This is a genomic window from Gammaproteobacteria bacterium (assembly GCA_040183005.1).
In the GTDB taxonomy this organism is placed as follows: Bacteria; Pseudomonadota; Gammaproteobacteria.
The window spans coordinates 1875797-1890000 of the sequence record JAMPIW010000007.1 but is presented as its reverse complement, the minus strand read 5'-3'; the positions used below and the strand labels follow the sequence as shown (position 1 = coordinate 1890000).

At 56.7% G+C, this 14204-nt stretch carries 11 protein-coding genes and 2 rRNA genes (1 of these 13 cut by a window edge); 5 read left to right on the top strand and 8 right to left on the bottom strand.

The features are described from left to right. The 3 genes from M3A44_14910 to M3A44_14900 all read left to right on the top strand — a co-directional run. Positions 1–1670: ribosomal RNA gene (locus tag M3A44_14910) — 23S ribosomal RNA — on the top strand (it extends 1225 nt beyond the left edge of the window). 137 nt (positions 1671–1807) lie between these two features. After that, positions 1808–1922: ribosomal RNA gene (gene rrf, locus M3A44_14905) — 5S ribosomal RNA — on the top strand. A gap of 183 nt (positions 1923–2105) precedes the next feature. Further along, the gene (locus tag M3A44_14900) at positions 2106–2858 is read left to right on the top strand and encodes a phosphatase PAP2 family protein (GenBank protein MEQ6342893.1); all 753 of its coding nucleotides are present in this window, start codon (positions 2106–2108) and stop codon (positions 2856–2858) included. Between the two features lie 47 nt (positions 2859–2905). Here M3A44_14900 and M3A44_14895 read toward each other — a convergent pair whose 3' ends face one another. The 7 genes from M3A44_14895 to M3A44_14865 all read right to left on the bottom strand — a co-directional run bounded on the left by M3A44_14895 (position 2906) and on the right by M3A44_14865 (position 10559). Next, on the bottom strand, positions 2906–3775 hold the full coding sequence (locus tag M3A44_14895) for a phosphoribulokinase (protein MEQ6342892.1): 870 nt from the start codon (positions 3773–3775) through the stop codon (positions 2906–2908). A 129-nt stretch (positions 3776–3904) separates the two neighbouring features. Then, the gene (locus M3A44_14890) at positions 3905–4606 is read right to left on the bottom strand and encodes a phosphoadenylyl-sulfate reductase (protein ID MEQ6342891.1); all 702 of its coding nucleotides are present in this window, start codon (positions 4604–4606) and stop codon (positions 3905–3907) included. 23 nt (positions 4607–4629) lie between these two features. Next, positions 4630–6927, bottom strand: coding sequence for a sulfurtransferase TusA family protein (locus tag M3A44_14885; GenBank protein MEQ6342890.1), 2298 nt, complete (start codon positions 6925–6927; stop codon positions 4630–4632). A gap of 89 nt (positions 6928–7016) precedes the next feature. After that, entirely contained in the window at positions 7017–7796 is a 780-nt protein-coding gene (locus M3A44_14880) for a sulfite exporter TauE/SafE family protein (GenBank protein MEQ6342889.1), read from the bottom strand. Positions 7797–7913: 117 nt separating this feature from the next. Next, positions 7914–8756: an ABC transporter permease gene (locus M3A44_14875; GenBank protein ID MEQ6342888.1), complete on the bottom strand. Its 843-nt coding sequence runs from the start codon at positions 8754–8756 to the stop codon at positions 7914–7916. Continuing rightward, complete coding sequence (locus M3A44_14870; GenBank protein ID MEQ6342887.1) at positions 8756–9535, bottom strand: ABC transporter ATP-binding protein; 780 nt, start codon at positions 9533–9535, stop codon at positions 8756–8758. The genes M3A44_14875 and M3A44_14870 overlap by 1 nt, the downstream gene beginning before the upstream one ends. Positions 9536–9545: 10 nt before the next feature. Further along, the gene (locus tag M3A44_14865; protein MEQ6342886.1) at positions 9546–10559 is read right to left on the bottom strand and encodes an ABC transporter substrate-binding protein; all 1014 of its coding nucleotides are present in this window, start codon (positions 10557–10559) and stop codon (positions 9546–9548) included. A gap of 120 nt (positions 10560–10679) precedes the next feature. On the opposite strand from M3A44_14865, the gene cysB reads away from it, so the two are divergent. After that, positions 10680–11600, top strand: coding sequence for an HTH-type transcriptional regulator CysB (cysB, locus tag M3A44_14860; protein MEQ6342885.1), 921 nt, complete (start codon positions 10680–10682; stop codon positions 11598–11600). A gap of 14 nt (positions 11601–11614) precedes the next feature. Here the strand turns inward: cysB and M3A44_14855 are convergent, their stop codons facing one another. Continuing rightward, a complete protein-coding gene (locus M3A44_14855) occupies positions 11615–12811 on the bottom strand; it encodes a Do family serine endopeptidase (GenBank protein MEQ6342884.1) in 1197 nt (398 codons plus the stop codon). A 781-nt stretch (positions 12812–13592) separates the two neighbouring features. On the opposite strand from M3A44_14855, the gene M3A44_14850 reads away from it, so the two are divergent. Continuing rightward, positions 13593–14198, top strand: coding sequence for a cytochrome c family protein (locus tag M3A44_14850; protein MEQ6342883.1), 606 nt, complete (start codon positions 13593–13595; stop codon positions 14196–14198). The last annotated feature ends 6 nt before the right edge of the window (positions 14199–14204 follow it).

Sequence of the window (14204 nt, the reverse complement as noted above, 5' to 3'; positions counted from 1 at the left end):
TGGAGGTATCAGAAGTGCGAATGCTGACATGAGTAACGATAATGCGGGTGAAAAACCCGCACGCCGAAAACCCAAGGTTTCCTGCTCAACGTTAATCGGAGCAGGGTGAGTCGGTCCCTAAGGCGAGGCAGAAATGCGTAGTCGATGGATAACAGGTTAATATTCCTGTACTTTGTGTTATTGCGATGGGGGGACGAAGAAGGCTAGGCCAGCCGGGTGTTGGATGTCCCGGTTTAAGGTGGTAGGCAGAGGACTTAGGCAAATCCGGGTCCTTAATGCCGAGAACTGATGACGAGGTTCCTTGTGAACCGAAGTGGTTGATGCCATGCTTCCAAGAAAAGCCTCTAAGCTTCAGATAACACGAAACCGTACCCAAAACCGACACAGGTGGGTGAGGAGAGAATCCTAAGGCGTTTGAGAGAACTCGGGTGAAGGAACTAGGCAAAATAGCACCGTAACTTCGGGAGAAGGTGTGCCTCTGAAGGTGAAGGACTTGCTCCGTAAGCTTTTGGAGGTTGCAATAGCCAGGTGGTTGCGACTGTTTATTAAAAACACAGCACTCTGCAAACACGAAAGTGGACGTATAGGGTGTGACGCCTGCCCGGTGCCGGAAGGTTAAGTGATGGGGTCAGCCGCAAGGTGAAGCTCTTGATCGAAGCCCCGGTAAACGGCGGCCGTAACTATAACGGTCCTAAGGTAGCGAAATTCCTTGTCGGGTAAGTTCCGACCTGCACGAATGGCGTAACGACAGCCACGCTGTCTCCACCCGAGACTCAGTGAAGTTGAATTCGCTGTGAAGATGCGGCGTACCCGCGGCAAGACGGAAAGACCCCGTGAACCTTTACTATAGCTTTACACTGGACCTTGAGTATGCTTGTGTAGGATAGGTGGGAGGCTTTGAAGCGTGGACGCCAGTTTGCGTGGAGCCATCCTTGAAATACCACCCTGGCGTGCTTGGGGTTCTAACCCAGACCCGTTATCCGGGTCGGGGACAGTGTATGGTGGGTAGTTTGACTGGGGCGGTCTCCTCCTAAAGAGTAACGGAGGAGCACAAAGGTACCCTCAGCGCGGTCGGAAATCGCGCAGTGCGTGCAAAGGCATAAGGGTGCTTGACTGCGAGACACACACGTCGAGCAGGTGCGAAAGCAGGTCTTAGTGATCCGGTGGTTCTGTATGGAAGGGCCATCGCTCAACGGATAAAAGGTACTCCGGGGATAACAGGCTGATACTGCCCAAGAGTCCATATCGACGGCAGTGTTTGGCACCTCGATGTCGGCTCATCACATCCTGGGGCTGTAGCAGGTCCCAAGGGTATGGCTGTTCGCCATTTAAAGTGGTACGCGAGCTGGGTTTAGAACGTCGTGAGACAGTTCGGTCCCTATCTGCCGTGGGCGTTGGAGATTTGAGAGGAGCTGCTCTTAGTACGAGAGGACCGGAGTGGACGTACCTCTGGTGTTCCGGTTGTCACGCCAGTGGCACAGCCGGGTAGCTAAGTACGGAAGGGATAACCGCTGAAAGCATCTAAGCGGGAAGCCTACCTCAAGATGAGATCTCCCTGAGCTTTAAGCTCTCTGAAGGTCCGTCGAAGACTACGACGTTGATAGGCTGGGTGTGGAAGCGCAGTAATGCGTGAAGCTAACCAGTACTAATTGACCGTGAGGCTTGACCATATAACACCCAAGTGGTTTTAGGTGCTATGTGTCGACGACTGACATAAAACGCATACCCTGCCTTTCTATATATTCTTGATTGTATTCACGTGAGAACGCACGCAAGATTGCGTTCCATTTAGTAGTGAAAAGGTTTGGCTGGCGGCCATAGCGAACGGGAACCACCCGATCCCATTTCGAACTCGGAAGTGAAACCGTTCAGCGCCAATGATAGTGTGGGAGTTCCCATGCGAAAGTAGGACACCGCCAGCCTTTATATGCAACCCCGATAGACGAAAGTTTATCGGGGTTTTCTTTTTCCCGGAAGGGTGTCAAGCTGTCAGTGTGTAGTATGCTTCTCACCGCCACTTCACGCTATACTTTGCACCTCCGATAAAAAACAAACGATAGTATGATAATACAGGACACCCGTCCTTCGCACTGGACATCGTACCCGTGAAGGGCACAATGTGGGGCGTGCCCGCCATAGCCGTAATCCTTGCGTTAATCGTGCTTTCAATGGGCGCGAACCAGCCGTTGTTTTTGTCGCTTAACCGGCTCAGCCAGCTTACCGGCGATGTACTGTGGGCCAATCTGACGATTCTTGGTGATGGGCTGGTGGTGTTTGTGTTGGTGTTGCTCTTTGCAGGGCGGCGCCCTGATGTGGTGTGGGCGTTGATTCTGACTGCGCTGCTCGCGTCCGTAGCGGCCCCGGTCTTGAAGGCGCTGATCGGCGGCGGGCGTCCGGCGGCGGTGTTGCCGCTGGAGAGTTTTCACATCATTGGGCCGGTGCTTCAGTCCGGCTCGTTTCCCTCCGGCCATACTATGGCAGTCTTTGCATTTACGGGGGCAGTGAGTCTGCTGATTAATCGTGCCTGGCTGACGGCGTTGTTGGTGCTTGTCGCGACGTCCACGGGATTATCCCGCATTGTGGTGGGCGCTCACTGGCCACTGGATGTTCTAGGCGGGGCGGCGATAGGCTGGTTGTGCGCGGTGGGCGGAATCGCTTTGGCGCGGCGCTGGGAATGGGGGCTACGGGAAGGTGCGCAACGGGTTTTTGCAGTGGTGTTGGTTCTTGCTGCGCTGGTATTGTTGGGGGGCTATGACAGCCGGTATGAGCAGGCAGTCTGGTTTCAACGGATTATTGCGGTGATGTGTCTGTTGCTGGCGGTGCCGGATCTGGTCTGGCTTTTCCGGCGGAAGAGGTAGATTGGCCAGGCAGCACTGATGCTGCCTGGCCAAGAAAATATGCCGGTTTATCCGGCGCGCTTCTTTTCGATCATGTCGTGGATGATCGGGGTGAGGATGATCTCCATGGCGAATCCCATTTTTCCGCCCGGTACGACGAGGGTGTTGGGGCGCGACATCCATGAGCCGGCGATCATTTGCATAAGATACGGGAAGTCGTATTTTTGCGGATGACGGAAGCGGATGACGATGAAGCTTTCGTCAGGTGTCGGTATATCCCTGGAGATGAACGGATTCGAGGTGTCCACAATCGGGATGCGCTGGAAGTTGATGTCGGTGCGTGAGAACTGCGGGGTGACGAACTGCACATAGTCGGGCATGCGGCGCAGAATGGTGTCCGTGACGGCCTCGGCGGAATAGCCGCGCTCGGCGGTGTCACGGTGGATTTTCTGGATCCACTCCAGGTTGACGATAGGCACTACGCCGATCAGCAGATCTACCCATTTGGCAACATCGGCGCCTTCAGTGACGATGCCGCCGTGCAGGCCTTCATAAAACAGCAGGTCTGAACCGGGCGCAATAGGCTGCCATGCAGTGAAAGTGCCGGGTTCCTGATTGTAAGGGGCCGCTTCCTGCTCGTTGTGCAGGTAATAGCGGATCTCGCCGCTGCCGGTTTCGCCATAGGTGCGGAACAGGTTTTCCAGTTTGTCGAACAGGTTGCCTTCGGCGCCGAAATGGCTCAGGGTGCGCCCCTCTTTGCGCAGAACCTCAACGGCTTCTTTCATTTCCTTACGGCCGTAGCGGTGAAAGCTGTCACCCTCCACGATGGCGGGGGTGATGCCTTCACGGCGGAAGATATGCTCGAAAGCGCGCTTGACGGTGGTGGTGCCTGCTCCCGACGAGCCGGTAACCGCGACTACAGGGTGTTTTTGGGACATTGTGTTTCCTTAAGAGTTTTAAAAATACAGTGTGCCAGGAGCGTAATTCTTCTCCGGCGCCAAAAATTTACAGGGTATTTTATAGCGTATTGTGTCGCCCCGTAAATTGTTATTGGCTTTTCGGCGAGATTATCCCGCCTTCTTGGCGTGCAGGCCGCATTCCTTGCTCTCGGGATTTTCCCACCACCAGCGCCCGGCGCGGATGTCCTCGCCCACTGTGATGGCGCGTGTGCAGGGGGCGCAGCCGATGCTGGGGTAGTGCTTGTCGTGCAGCGCATTGTAGGGTATTTCGAAGTGGCGGATATAGTTCCACACATCGCCGTTGGTCCATTCGATCAGCGGGTTGAATTTCTGCAACCCATTGTCGGCATCCCACTCCGAGTTTGATAGATCCTTGCGGGTGGGGGCCTGTTCGCGGCGCAGACCGGTGATCCATGCCTTTTTGCCCGTCAGGGCGCGTTTTAATGGCTCGACCTTGCGGATGCCACAGCAGCGCTTGCGCAGCTCCACGCTATCGTAAAAGGCGTTCGGGCCGTGGCTGTGGATGTATTCTTCGACGGCGGACGACTCCGGGAAGTAGGCGGTGATGGCGATGTTGTTGTAACGCTGCCGCACCTCCTGCATGAGCTTGTAGGTCTCTTCCGGCAGGCGTCCGGTATCGAGGCTGAATATGCCGATGGTGGGCGCGTGTTTGGCGATGAGATCGGTGAGCACCATGTCCTCTGCGCCAAAGCTGTTGGCGAAGGTGACAGGCTGAAAATCTGCGGCAATGCTTTTCAGCAGGGCAAGGGTGGCGTCGATCTTTTGTTGAAGCTGCGTGTCCAGACTCATGTTTTCTCTGCTCTCTATATAACTTAGTGTGACTGCGCGGCGGCGGCTTTTTTGACCGTGATGCGCGTTGTCGTGCCGCGATCCTCTTTGTAGAGCACGCGGTGTCCGTCGCCCTCCAGACTGGAGGCTACCTGCTGGGTGGATTCGCCGGATTCCAGCAGAAAATCCACCACATCACCTACCTGAACTGCGTTCAGCGCGTTACGCGCCTTGAGGTAGTGCAACGGGCAGCCGTAGGTGGACAGGTCTATGACCTCGGCGGTCTTGGCCTTCGCCGCAGGTGCGGTGATGGAGACGGTCAGGTTAAGCTGGCGGTCAAGGCGTTGGCAGGCCTGGGCGGATTGTGCGATCCAGGCATCCTGTTCGGCCACCAGCTTGGCGTATTCCTGTTCATCAAAGGTCTCTTTCAATTGCGCGATGCTGCTTGCCATTTCTGCCAGCTTGGCGCCCAAGTGGGCGTCCTGCTGTAAAGACTCCTGCAACGCCGCCGCAATTTCGGGCAATCCAGACAATGCAGCGCGCCCTGAAGAGAACAGCAGTGACTCGCCGATCAGGCGGCCTATCGCTTCGCCGCACTCCAGTGCGTCCAGGTATTTGTGCTGGGATGCAAAGGAATTGCGGCAATCGCGTTCGTAGGTGGCCTCGGCAAAGTGCGATGCGACGAACTCCTGTGCTGCCCCGGCGCACTCACCGCCACCGAGTTGCAGTACCTTGAAGTCGTTGGCCTCACCGTGATCATGGAGCACGGAAGACAATTCCTCGGGCGCGACCTTGACAAGGTCTTGCAGTAGCTCCGCAAAGTATTCTTTACCGTGGCGGCGTGTCCAATGGAAGAAGGTTTCACCTTCGTCACGATCCTGCGCATAGGTTTCCTCTACACGCGTAATCGCAGTCTCGATGCGTGCGGCGGGTACGGAAGGGCCTTTGAGGGCCAGTCCGCCTGCGCTACGGCCATCGCCGCCGAAGTACATCTGATAGTGCGGCACCAGCTTGCCGTGCAGGCGGTTGCCCTCGCCGTAAATGCCGATGTCTCCAGTCTCGGGCTGCGCACAGCCGTTGTGGCAGCCACTGGCGCGGATGCGCAGATCAGCGGTTCCGCCGGAGATCTTGGTGCCGATGATCTTGCTGGAGGTGATGCCCAGGCGGCAGGTGGAGGTGCCGGGGCAGGCGACGACATCGTCACCGGCCTTGGGTTCGCCCAGGCCCAGCGATTCAATGGTTGTGCGTATCGACGGGATTGCGGCCTCGGGCACATTGAGCAGCATCAGATTTTGATCCTGGGTGGCGCGTATTTCCTGCAAGCCATTGTCTTCCATCAGTTTGACGATGCCGCGCATCTGCGGGCCGGTGATGTCGCCGATGGGAATGCTGACCGGGAATACGTGCAAACCGGGTTGTTTTTGCGCGAATACTTGGCGCGGTGCACCCATGCCGCAGGCTTCGCCCGGCGTACCACCCGTCCACACACCAGCGGGGCGGGGCTTGTCTGCGAGAGCCGCCTTGGCGCGGGCGAATTCTTCCTTGTATTTCTCGATAAAGCCTTGCACGCCGAATTTGTCCACCAGGAACTTGATGCGCGCCTTGGCGCGGCGTTTACGGTCGGAATAGCGGTGGTGCAGGGAGACGATAGCCTCGATGCTCGGCAGCAGGTCGTGCTCCTCGATGAACTCCTCAACAGTAATCGCCTCGTGCGGCTTGTGGCCCAGCCCGCCGCCCGCCATGATCTTGAAGCCATAGCGCCCATCCTTCTTTATCGCCACCGCGCCCAGATCATGCATCATGCCCTGCGCACAATCGGCCTCACAGCCGGAGAAGCTCATTTTGAATTTGCGCGGCAGATGCTGGGTGAGCGGGTGGCGCAGGAAATGTGTAACCGTCCCTTCCATCAACGGCGTGATGTCGAGATGTTCACGCGGACACACCCCCGCGAGCGGGCAGGCAGTGATGTTGCGCACGGTATTGCCGCACGCCTCGCGCGTGGTAAGCCCGGCATCGGCGAGGCGCCGCATTGCCGCAGGAGTGTGTTCCAGAGGTACGTAGTGGATCTGGATATCCTGGCGGGTGGTGATATGCACCACCGGGTGGTTGACGTACTGCTCCAGCACATCGGCGATGGCAGTGAGTTGCGCGGCATTCAGCGTGCCGCCGGGGATCTTGACGCGCATCATGTTCACGCCATCCTGGCGCTGGCCGTAGACGCCATGCTGCAGGCGGATCGACATGAAGCGGTCCGGGTCGATCTGTAAGCCCAGGTAGGATTTCACCGCCTCTTCGTAGCGGCTGATCTCCTCGCTATTGACGAGATGTTGTGCGTTAATCATCGTTTGTTCTCCACTTCTACATTGTGCCCTTTACGGGTGCGGGCGCCACGGCGGCCCTTGACCATCTATACCGCTATAATAACCGTCTGTCAGGAAAAGGTAAATTTAGCGCCGAACAATAGCAGTACGGTGCCCAAAATGGGGCGCAGTACCTTTTCGGGAATCTTGCTGCTTAAATGGCTGCCGAGATAAATGCCTGGCAGCGAACCGAGCAGCAGGCTCCCCAGTAGGGTAAAGTCGACATGGCCCAGGCTCAAGTGCCCCAGGCCCGCAACCGCTGTCAACGGTACGGCGTGGGCGATGTCGGTGCCTACCACCCTCACCGAAGACAGGTAGGGATACAGGAAGAACAGCGTCATGGTTCCCAGTACGCCAGCCCCGACCGATGATAGGGTCACCAGCGCTCCTACCACAGCGCCGGCAAGAATCGTGGCCGGTACCCGCCAATGAACAAAGCGTTGCAGGTTCAGGCTGGACTGAGCGATATGCAATAAGCGGTTTTTGAATAAAATCGCCGGTGCGGTAAGCAGCAAGGCGATGCCCAGTGACGTGGTCAGCACCTTTTTCATATCGCCAGAGTTGCCGCCACTGTAGTGCTGGAGCAGGAGAACCACCAGGGCTGCTGCGGGCAGGCTGCCCATGCAGAGTAGTTTGACGATCTTCCAGTCCACATTGCCACGGCGCCCATGCACCCAGATCCCGCCGGACTTGGTGATCGCGGCAAATAAAAGATCCGTGCCAATCGCCATGGTCGGGGAAATATTAAACAGCAGGATTAGCAGTGGCGTCATTAGTGCGCCGCCGCCCATGCCAGTCACGCCCACGATGAAGCCGACCACCAGGCCTGCTACGGTATATGCCCATTCCATCCAGTCGGCCTCACTACGGTTGCGTTATTTTAAGCGACGCGAACCCGAGACTATAACAACCATTCAATAGCATTAAAATTAATAAATTATTATTAGAATATAACTTTTAATTATGTTTTATGCGGACGTCCCCCAGCGGCGATGGACGAATCGCTGTTCCAGGCGGCTGAACAGCCAGCGATCGGTCATCAGGCCAACGAACATGATGACCATCATCACCGCCACCACCAGCGACATATCGTGCAGCTCGCGGCCTCGCTCCAGCAGGGAGCCCAAGCCCACCCCCACCAGCAGCAGCTCGGCGGCCATTAATGAGCGCCAGGCAAACGACCAGCCTAGTTTTGCTCCGGTCAGTACGGCGGGCAGTGTGGCGGGTAGCATCACATGGACGTACAGCCGCCAGCCGCTGGCGCCCAGCACATGGGCCGCCCGCATATAAAGTGGCGGCATGTTTTTGACCCCGTCGCGTGTCGCCAAGGTCAACGCCATGAGGGCGCCCATCACCACCACAAAAATCATCGCGCTCTCGCCCAGGCCGAACCACAGCACCGCCAGAGGTAGCCAGCAAATACTCGGCAGTGCCTGCAGCCCCATCGCAAGCATCCCAAACGTCTCGTTCAGCCAGCGCACACGGCCCAGCAACAGGCCGAGTGGTATGCCGATGCACAGCGCTAGCCCATACCCGATCAGCAGCCGTTGCAGGCTGATGGCGATGGCGGCCGGCAGCGATTGATCGCTAATGCCTAGCCACAGCGTTTCCGTCACCTGCGGCAAGGAGGGGAAGATCATTTCATCCCACACTTCCAGCCACACCAGTGCGTGCCACAGGCCTATCAATGAGGCAAAAAATGCCAGGCGCATTGCGTAGATGCGCCAGCGGTCGAGGCGATCCTTGCGCGCCTTGGTTTGCGCGATGGCGGCGAGCGCTGCGGATGGGGCTTGGTGCGCAACGGTATTCATCAGTCTATTCCTTCCTCGTGGGTGGCCTGCAACACTTCGCCACGTAAGTCGTCGCGGATGGTCGCCGCGATCTTGACCAGTTCGATGTCCTCAATATGACGGGGGCGGGGCAGGTCTATGTCATAGATGCTTTTCACCCGGCCCGGACGGGCGGTCATGACGATGACCCGGGTGCCGAGCCGCACCGCCTCGCGCACATTATGGGTGACGAAGATAACGGTTTTGCGGGTGCTCGCCCACAAGTCTTCCAGTTCATCGTGGAGCATGTCTCGCGTTTGGGCGTCCAGCGCGGCAAACGGTTCGTCCATGAGCAAGATGTCAGGGTTCGGTGCCAATGCCCGCGCCAGAGCCACGCGCTGTTTCATGCCGCCCGACAGCTCATGCACCCATGCCTGGGCGAAGCGCGACAAATGTACCATGTGCAGCAGCTTTTCGGCACGCTCACGCCTTTCCGGCTCGGGGACACCGGCCATTTTTAACCCGAACATGACGTTTTGCAGGACATTAAGCCACGGAAAGAGGGCGGACTCCTGAAACATCACCACGCGGTCGGGGCCGGGGCCGGTCACGGGCTTGCCATTTGCGATCACCCGGCCGGTGTCCGGCTTTGCCAGCCCTGCAACTAGATTCAGCAGGGTGGACTTGCCGCAGCCCGACGGGCCAACGATACAGACAAATTCCCCTTCGTCTATCGACAGTGACGTTTCTGCCAGTGCCTGCACCGCGCCGGATTGCGACCAGAATACCTGGGATACGCCGTTGATCTCTACTTTGGGCACTTGGCTTCTCCTAACGCTTGGCCGCAGCGACCAGGGGTTTGCCGCGTTCGCGCAGAGTCTCATTGAGCAGTGACAGGTCGAAAATGGGCGCCACGTCAGGTGGCTGGGCACCCGGCAGATACTTCAATTCCCAAGCCTGTCTGGCAGCTTTCAGGAGTGCGCCGGGGATGGGGTCGTAAGTGGCGGCTATCCGCGTAAAGGCTTCATCCAATTGCGCCGCAGGCAGGGGCTTACCCATCAGCTTGGCTAACTGGGCGTTGATGTTGCGCTTGGCCTCGTCAGGCTTCTGAATAATTGCCTCCGTCAGGTCGATGTGGGTGGCGACAAAGCGTTTAACCAGGGCGCGGTTTTTTGCCAGAAAATCGGCGCGAACGACCAGCAGAGTGGCGGGAAACTTGCCCTCCGGCCACAAGTCTCTTTCGTCAACAAACAGGGCGCCATCGGCCTCCTGTATCAGGCGCGTGGCCCATGGCTCGGGCACCCAGGCGGCATCCAGCTCCTTGCGCTGGAACAGGGTAAAAATTTCCGGATTTTTGACCGGCATAACCTGTACGCTGCTGCCCAAGCCCTTGGCCTTGAGCCAGGAACGCAGGGCGACATCCTGGGTATTGCCCAGCCCCGGCACCGCTACCCGTTTGCCTTTCAAATCAGCCGGGTTGCGAATGCCCGCATCCTTGCGCACCACCAGCGCTACGCCGCCACTGGCCGCGCCGGCAATGACGCGCAATACCCGGCCTTTGGAGCGGACATAGGCGTTGAGCGCGGGGCTGGGGCCGACATAGGCGAGATCCAGTTCGCCCGCCAGCAAGGCTTCCATGGCGGATGCGCCGGCATTGAAGGCCGCCCATTCAACCTTGGCCCCGGCATTTTTTTCGAAATCACCTGTTTCCCGCCCAATCAGCGCCTGAGGGTGGGTGAGATTGGGAAGATGCCCGACGCGTATAACCGTATCCGCGAAGGCGGACGAACCTGTGGCGAGTGACAAAATCACGCCATAGAACCCTGCTAATAACCATCTGCTCATATTGCTCATCTCCTTGGAGTTGTGTGATGCACGTGGAGCGAACTATACGGGGGTTGACTTAGAATAAAAAATAATAAAATATGATTAACATATAGCTATATATTATATTATGGAGGTCGCGTGAATATTCAGCAATTGCGTTATATCCGTGAAGTGGCGCGCTCGGGACTCAGTGTTTCAGCCGCCGCCAAAAAATTGCACACTGCTCAGCCCGGTATCAGTAATCAGATCCGTTTGCTGGAGGAAGAGCTGAATGTACATATTTTCGAACGCGGCGCTAAGCGCCTGACAGGGTTGACTTCGCCGGGCAGGGCGGTGCTAGCGATAGCAGAGCGCATTTTGCGCGACATGGAGAACATCAGGCAGGTGGGTGAGGAGTTTTCCAACGAAACCATCGGTACACTTTCCATTGCCACCACCCACACCCAGGCACGCTACGCCCTGCCTCCCGTGGTGAAGGCCTTCACTGAACGTTATCCCGGCGTGAGCCTGCACATGCACCAGGGAAATCCGGCTCAAGTCACGGAATTTGTCAGGTCAGGGGCGTCGGATATTGCGATAGCCACGGAGACGCTTACCTCGTTCGAGGATCTGGCGACCCTGCCGTGTTACCAATGGAACCGTTGTGTGGTAGCACCGCCCGGGCATCCGGTATTGGATGAGAGGCCGCTGACGTTGGAGGCCGTTGCCCGCTATCCCATCGTCACCTATGACTCTGCCTTCACCGGGCGCTCCAAAATCAACCAGGCCTTCGAGGCGCACGGGCTGGAGCCGAACGTGGTATTTACCGCGCTCGACTCAGACGTGATCAAGACCTATGTCGAACTCGGGTTGGGGATAGGGCTGCTTACCAGCATGGCCTTCGACCCCGCGCGCGACACCAACCTGCGCGCCATCGACGCGGCGCACCTGTTCGAGCCCAGTATCACCCGCATCGGTATTCGCCGTGGCAGCTATCTGCGCGGTTATATGTACGCCTTCATCGAACTCTTCGCGCCGCATTTGACGCGCGAGGTGGTGGAGGCGGCGATGGCGGGGTAAGAAGGGGTGCTGCGCTATTCGGGTTTCTTTTGCACCTGGGGCTGGGGGCGCTCGCCCACGCGGGCAGTGAATGTGATCTCCTTGCCGTTGCGCAGCCCTCGCAGATGCGTCTCTGCACCAGGCGTGATTTTGGCGATAGCATTCACCAGATCCTTGGCCGTGGTGACGTTTTGATCGTTGACCTGAGTGATGATGTCGCCGGATTTCATCCCGCCCTTGCTGGCCGGGCTGTTGGGCAATACCCCGGCAACCACCACCCCGATTACATTTTTCGCTCCGAAGGATTCGGCCAGTTCCGGGGTGAGATCCTGGGCTTCGATGCCAAGCCAGCCGCGTACCGTATGGCCGTGCTCGACGATCTGCTGCATGACATTCTTGGCGATGCTAACTGGAATCGCGAAACCGATGCCCTCCGACCCCCCCGAACGCGAAAAGATCGCCGTGTTGATCCCGATTAACTGACCATAGGCGTTGATCAATGCTCCGCCAGAGTTGCCGGGGTTGATGGCGGCGTCGGTCTGGATGAAATTCTCAAAGGTATTGATGCCGAGTTCACTGCGGCCCGTGGCGCTGACGATGCCCATCGTCACGGTCTGGCCGACGCCGAAGGGATTGCCAATGGCCAGTGCGACATCGCCGACGCGTGGCGCGTCAGACTGGCTGATGGTTATGCTGGGGAGTTTGTCGACCACGATTTTTAATACTGCAAGATCAGTTTCCGGGTCAGTGCCAACGATAGTTGCCTCCGCGCTGCGTCCGTCATGCAATCCGACTTTGATTTCGTCGGCACCTTCGACAACATGGTTGTTGGTCAGAATGTAACCTTGCGCGCTGATGATTACACCGGATCCCAGGCTGTTCTCCTGGCGCTTGCCGGGCGCGGGCAGCTTGTCGCCGAAAAAGCGGCGAAAAGAGGGGTCGTCAAAGAGCGGATGGGAGCGCTGGGTGACGACCTTTGCTGTAAAAATATTCACTACCGACGGTGCAGCAAGTTCCACCGCGCGCGAATACGACACCGGACCCGACATATCTTGTGCGATGCCCCGTGGCAGTAGGGTGGTGGTGTTCGCCGGTGCCATACTCTCCTTGAATTCAACAACGGGGCGTCGTTCCAGGGTATTGGGGCGGAAGAAAAACATCACAACAAACGCAACAGCTAGACCAATGACGGTTGCTTCAGCGAGAAATATGAGTATTTTGCGTGTCTGCATGATATTGATATCCACCAGGGAGGCGATGATCCTGAAATTTGATGTAGTCTACTAAATAATTGGCCGGAAGGTTTATGCTTCTGCTGCAGTTATTGACAGGGTCAGCCCTCTTTATGGGGGTGTGAGGCTTCTTTTTTGGCGTGAAGTTTTAAAAATAGGATCAAGTAGGGATTATTTTTCTGTTTTTGGTTTTTTGCCATAATTTATAGATAGTGGCGGCTCTGGGCGTATAATTTTGTCACGTGTTTCGAGGGGCTGTTTCCAGTGTATTTTTGCGTTATCTGTGCGATACCTGAAGAAACTCGATATTTTGGCATTGACACGCTCTACAAAGTTGTTCTAGGATTCGAGGCGTAGGGGCGGTCAAAGATAACAAATACAAATTTAATTGCCTATTATCATTAGCCTTTTGCACCTAATACTAACAAAATAAATACGGAAATTTGGTGGGAGCGCGAATTGGTCGGAAATTAAAGGATTAGGGGTGGGTGCGGTTTAGTGTGTCCTGTCGTTTAAGCATTCCCTATCTTCTTTAACTCTCGATTGTCGCGGTGTGTTGCCTTAAAGCATTTGTGGCAGCGCACAGACGTCCCCGCCCCTTTGGTGGGTGGGCGCGTCGCATTCTGTTCGGGAGGGGTGATTGCCTCGCATTGCGTGGTGTCCGTCTATGGCGGGCGCTCCTTTCGGTAATGCTGAAATCCCGTGGTAATTTATATAAACATCGAGGGTTGAGATGTCGCACGGTTATCTTTTTTTATCTGGGCCGGTGGGTTCTTCGGGGGTGGCCGTGCCGCATCGCCGTAGTTCACGCTATTTCTTGATGGCGTTTGCTGCCATGGTGCTGGGAATTTTCCTGGCGGCATCGTCCGCATGGGCGGATGGCAGTAGTGGCGTTCCAAATGCGGTTCCTCCAAAAGGCGAGCATGAGGGTAAAAACGTCGAGCAACCCATCGAGTTTCCTCATAATATTCATGTTGATATCAATAAAATCAACTGTATGTATTGCCACACCTATGCGCGTCGCAGCAAGGTCGCCGGCATCCCGCCGACCAGCAAGTGCATGGGCTGCCATCTCGTAATTGCTACCGACAAGCCGCGCATTAAAAAGCTCACGGAATATTGGGAGAAGAAAGAGCCGCCGCGCTGGAAAAAAGTGCATGACGTTCCTGATTTTGTCCATTTCACCCATGAGAAACACCTGAAGAGATTTGTGTTCGACAATGAAGGCATGTCTGTCGACCGGGTTTCTGAAGTGTGTGCCTTCTGCCACGGCGAGGTCAAGAAGATGACGGTTGCGCACAAGGTCAAACCTCTTAACATGGGGTTCTGCGCCCGCTGTCATGAGGCAAACAAAGGTCCGTTCGACTGCTGGAAGTGTCACAAGTAATAATTA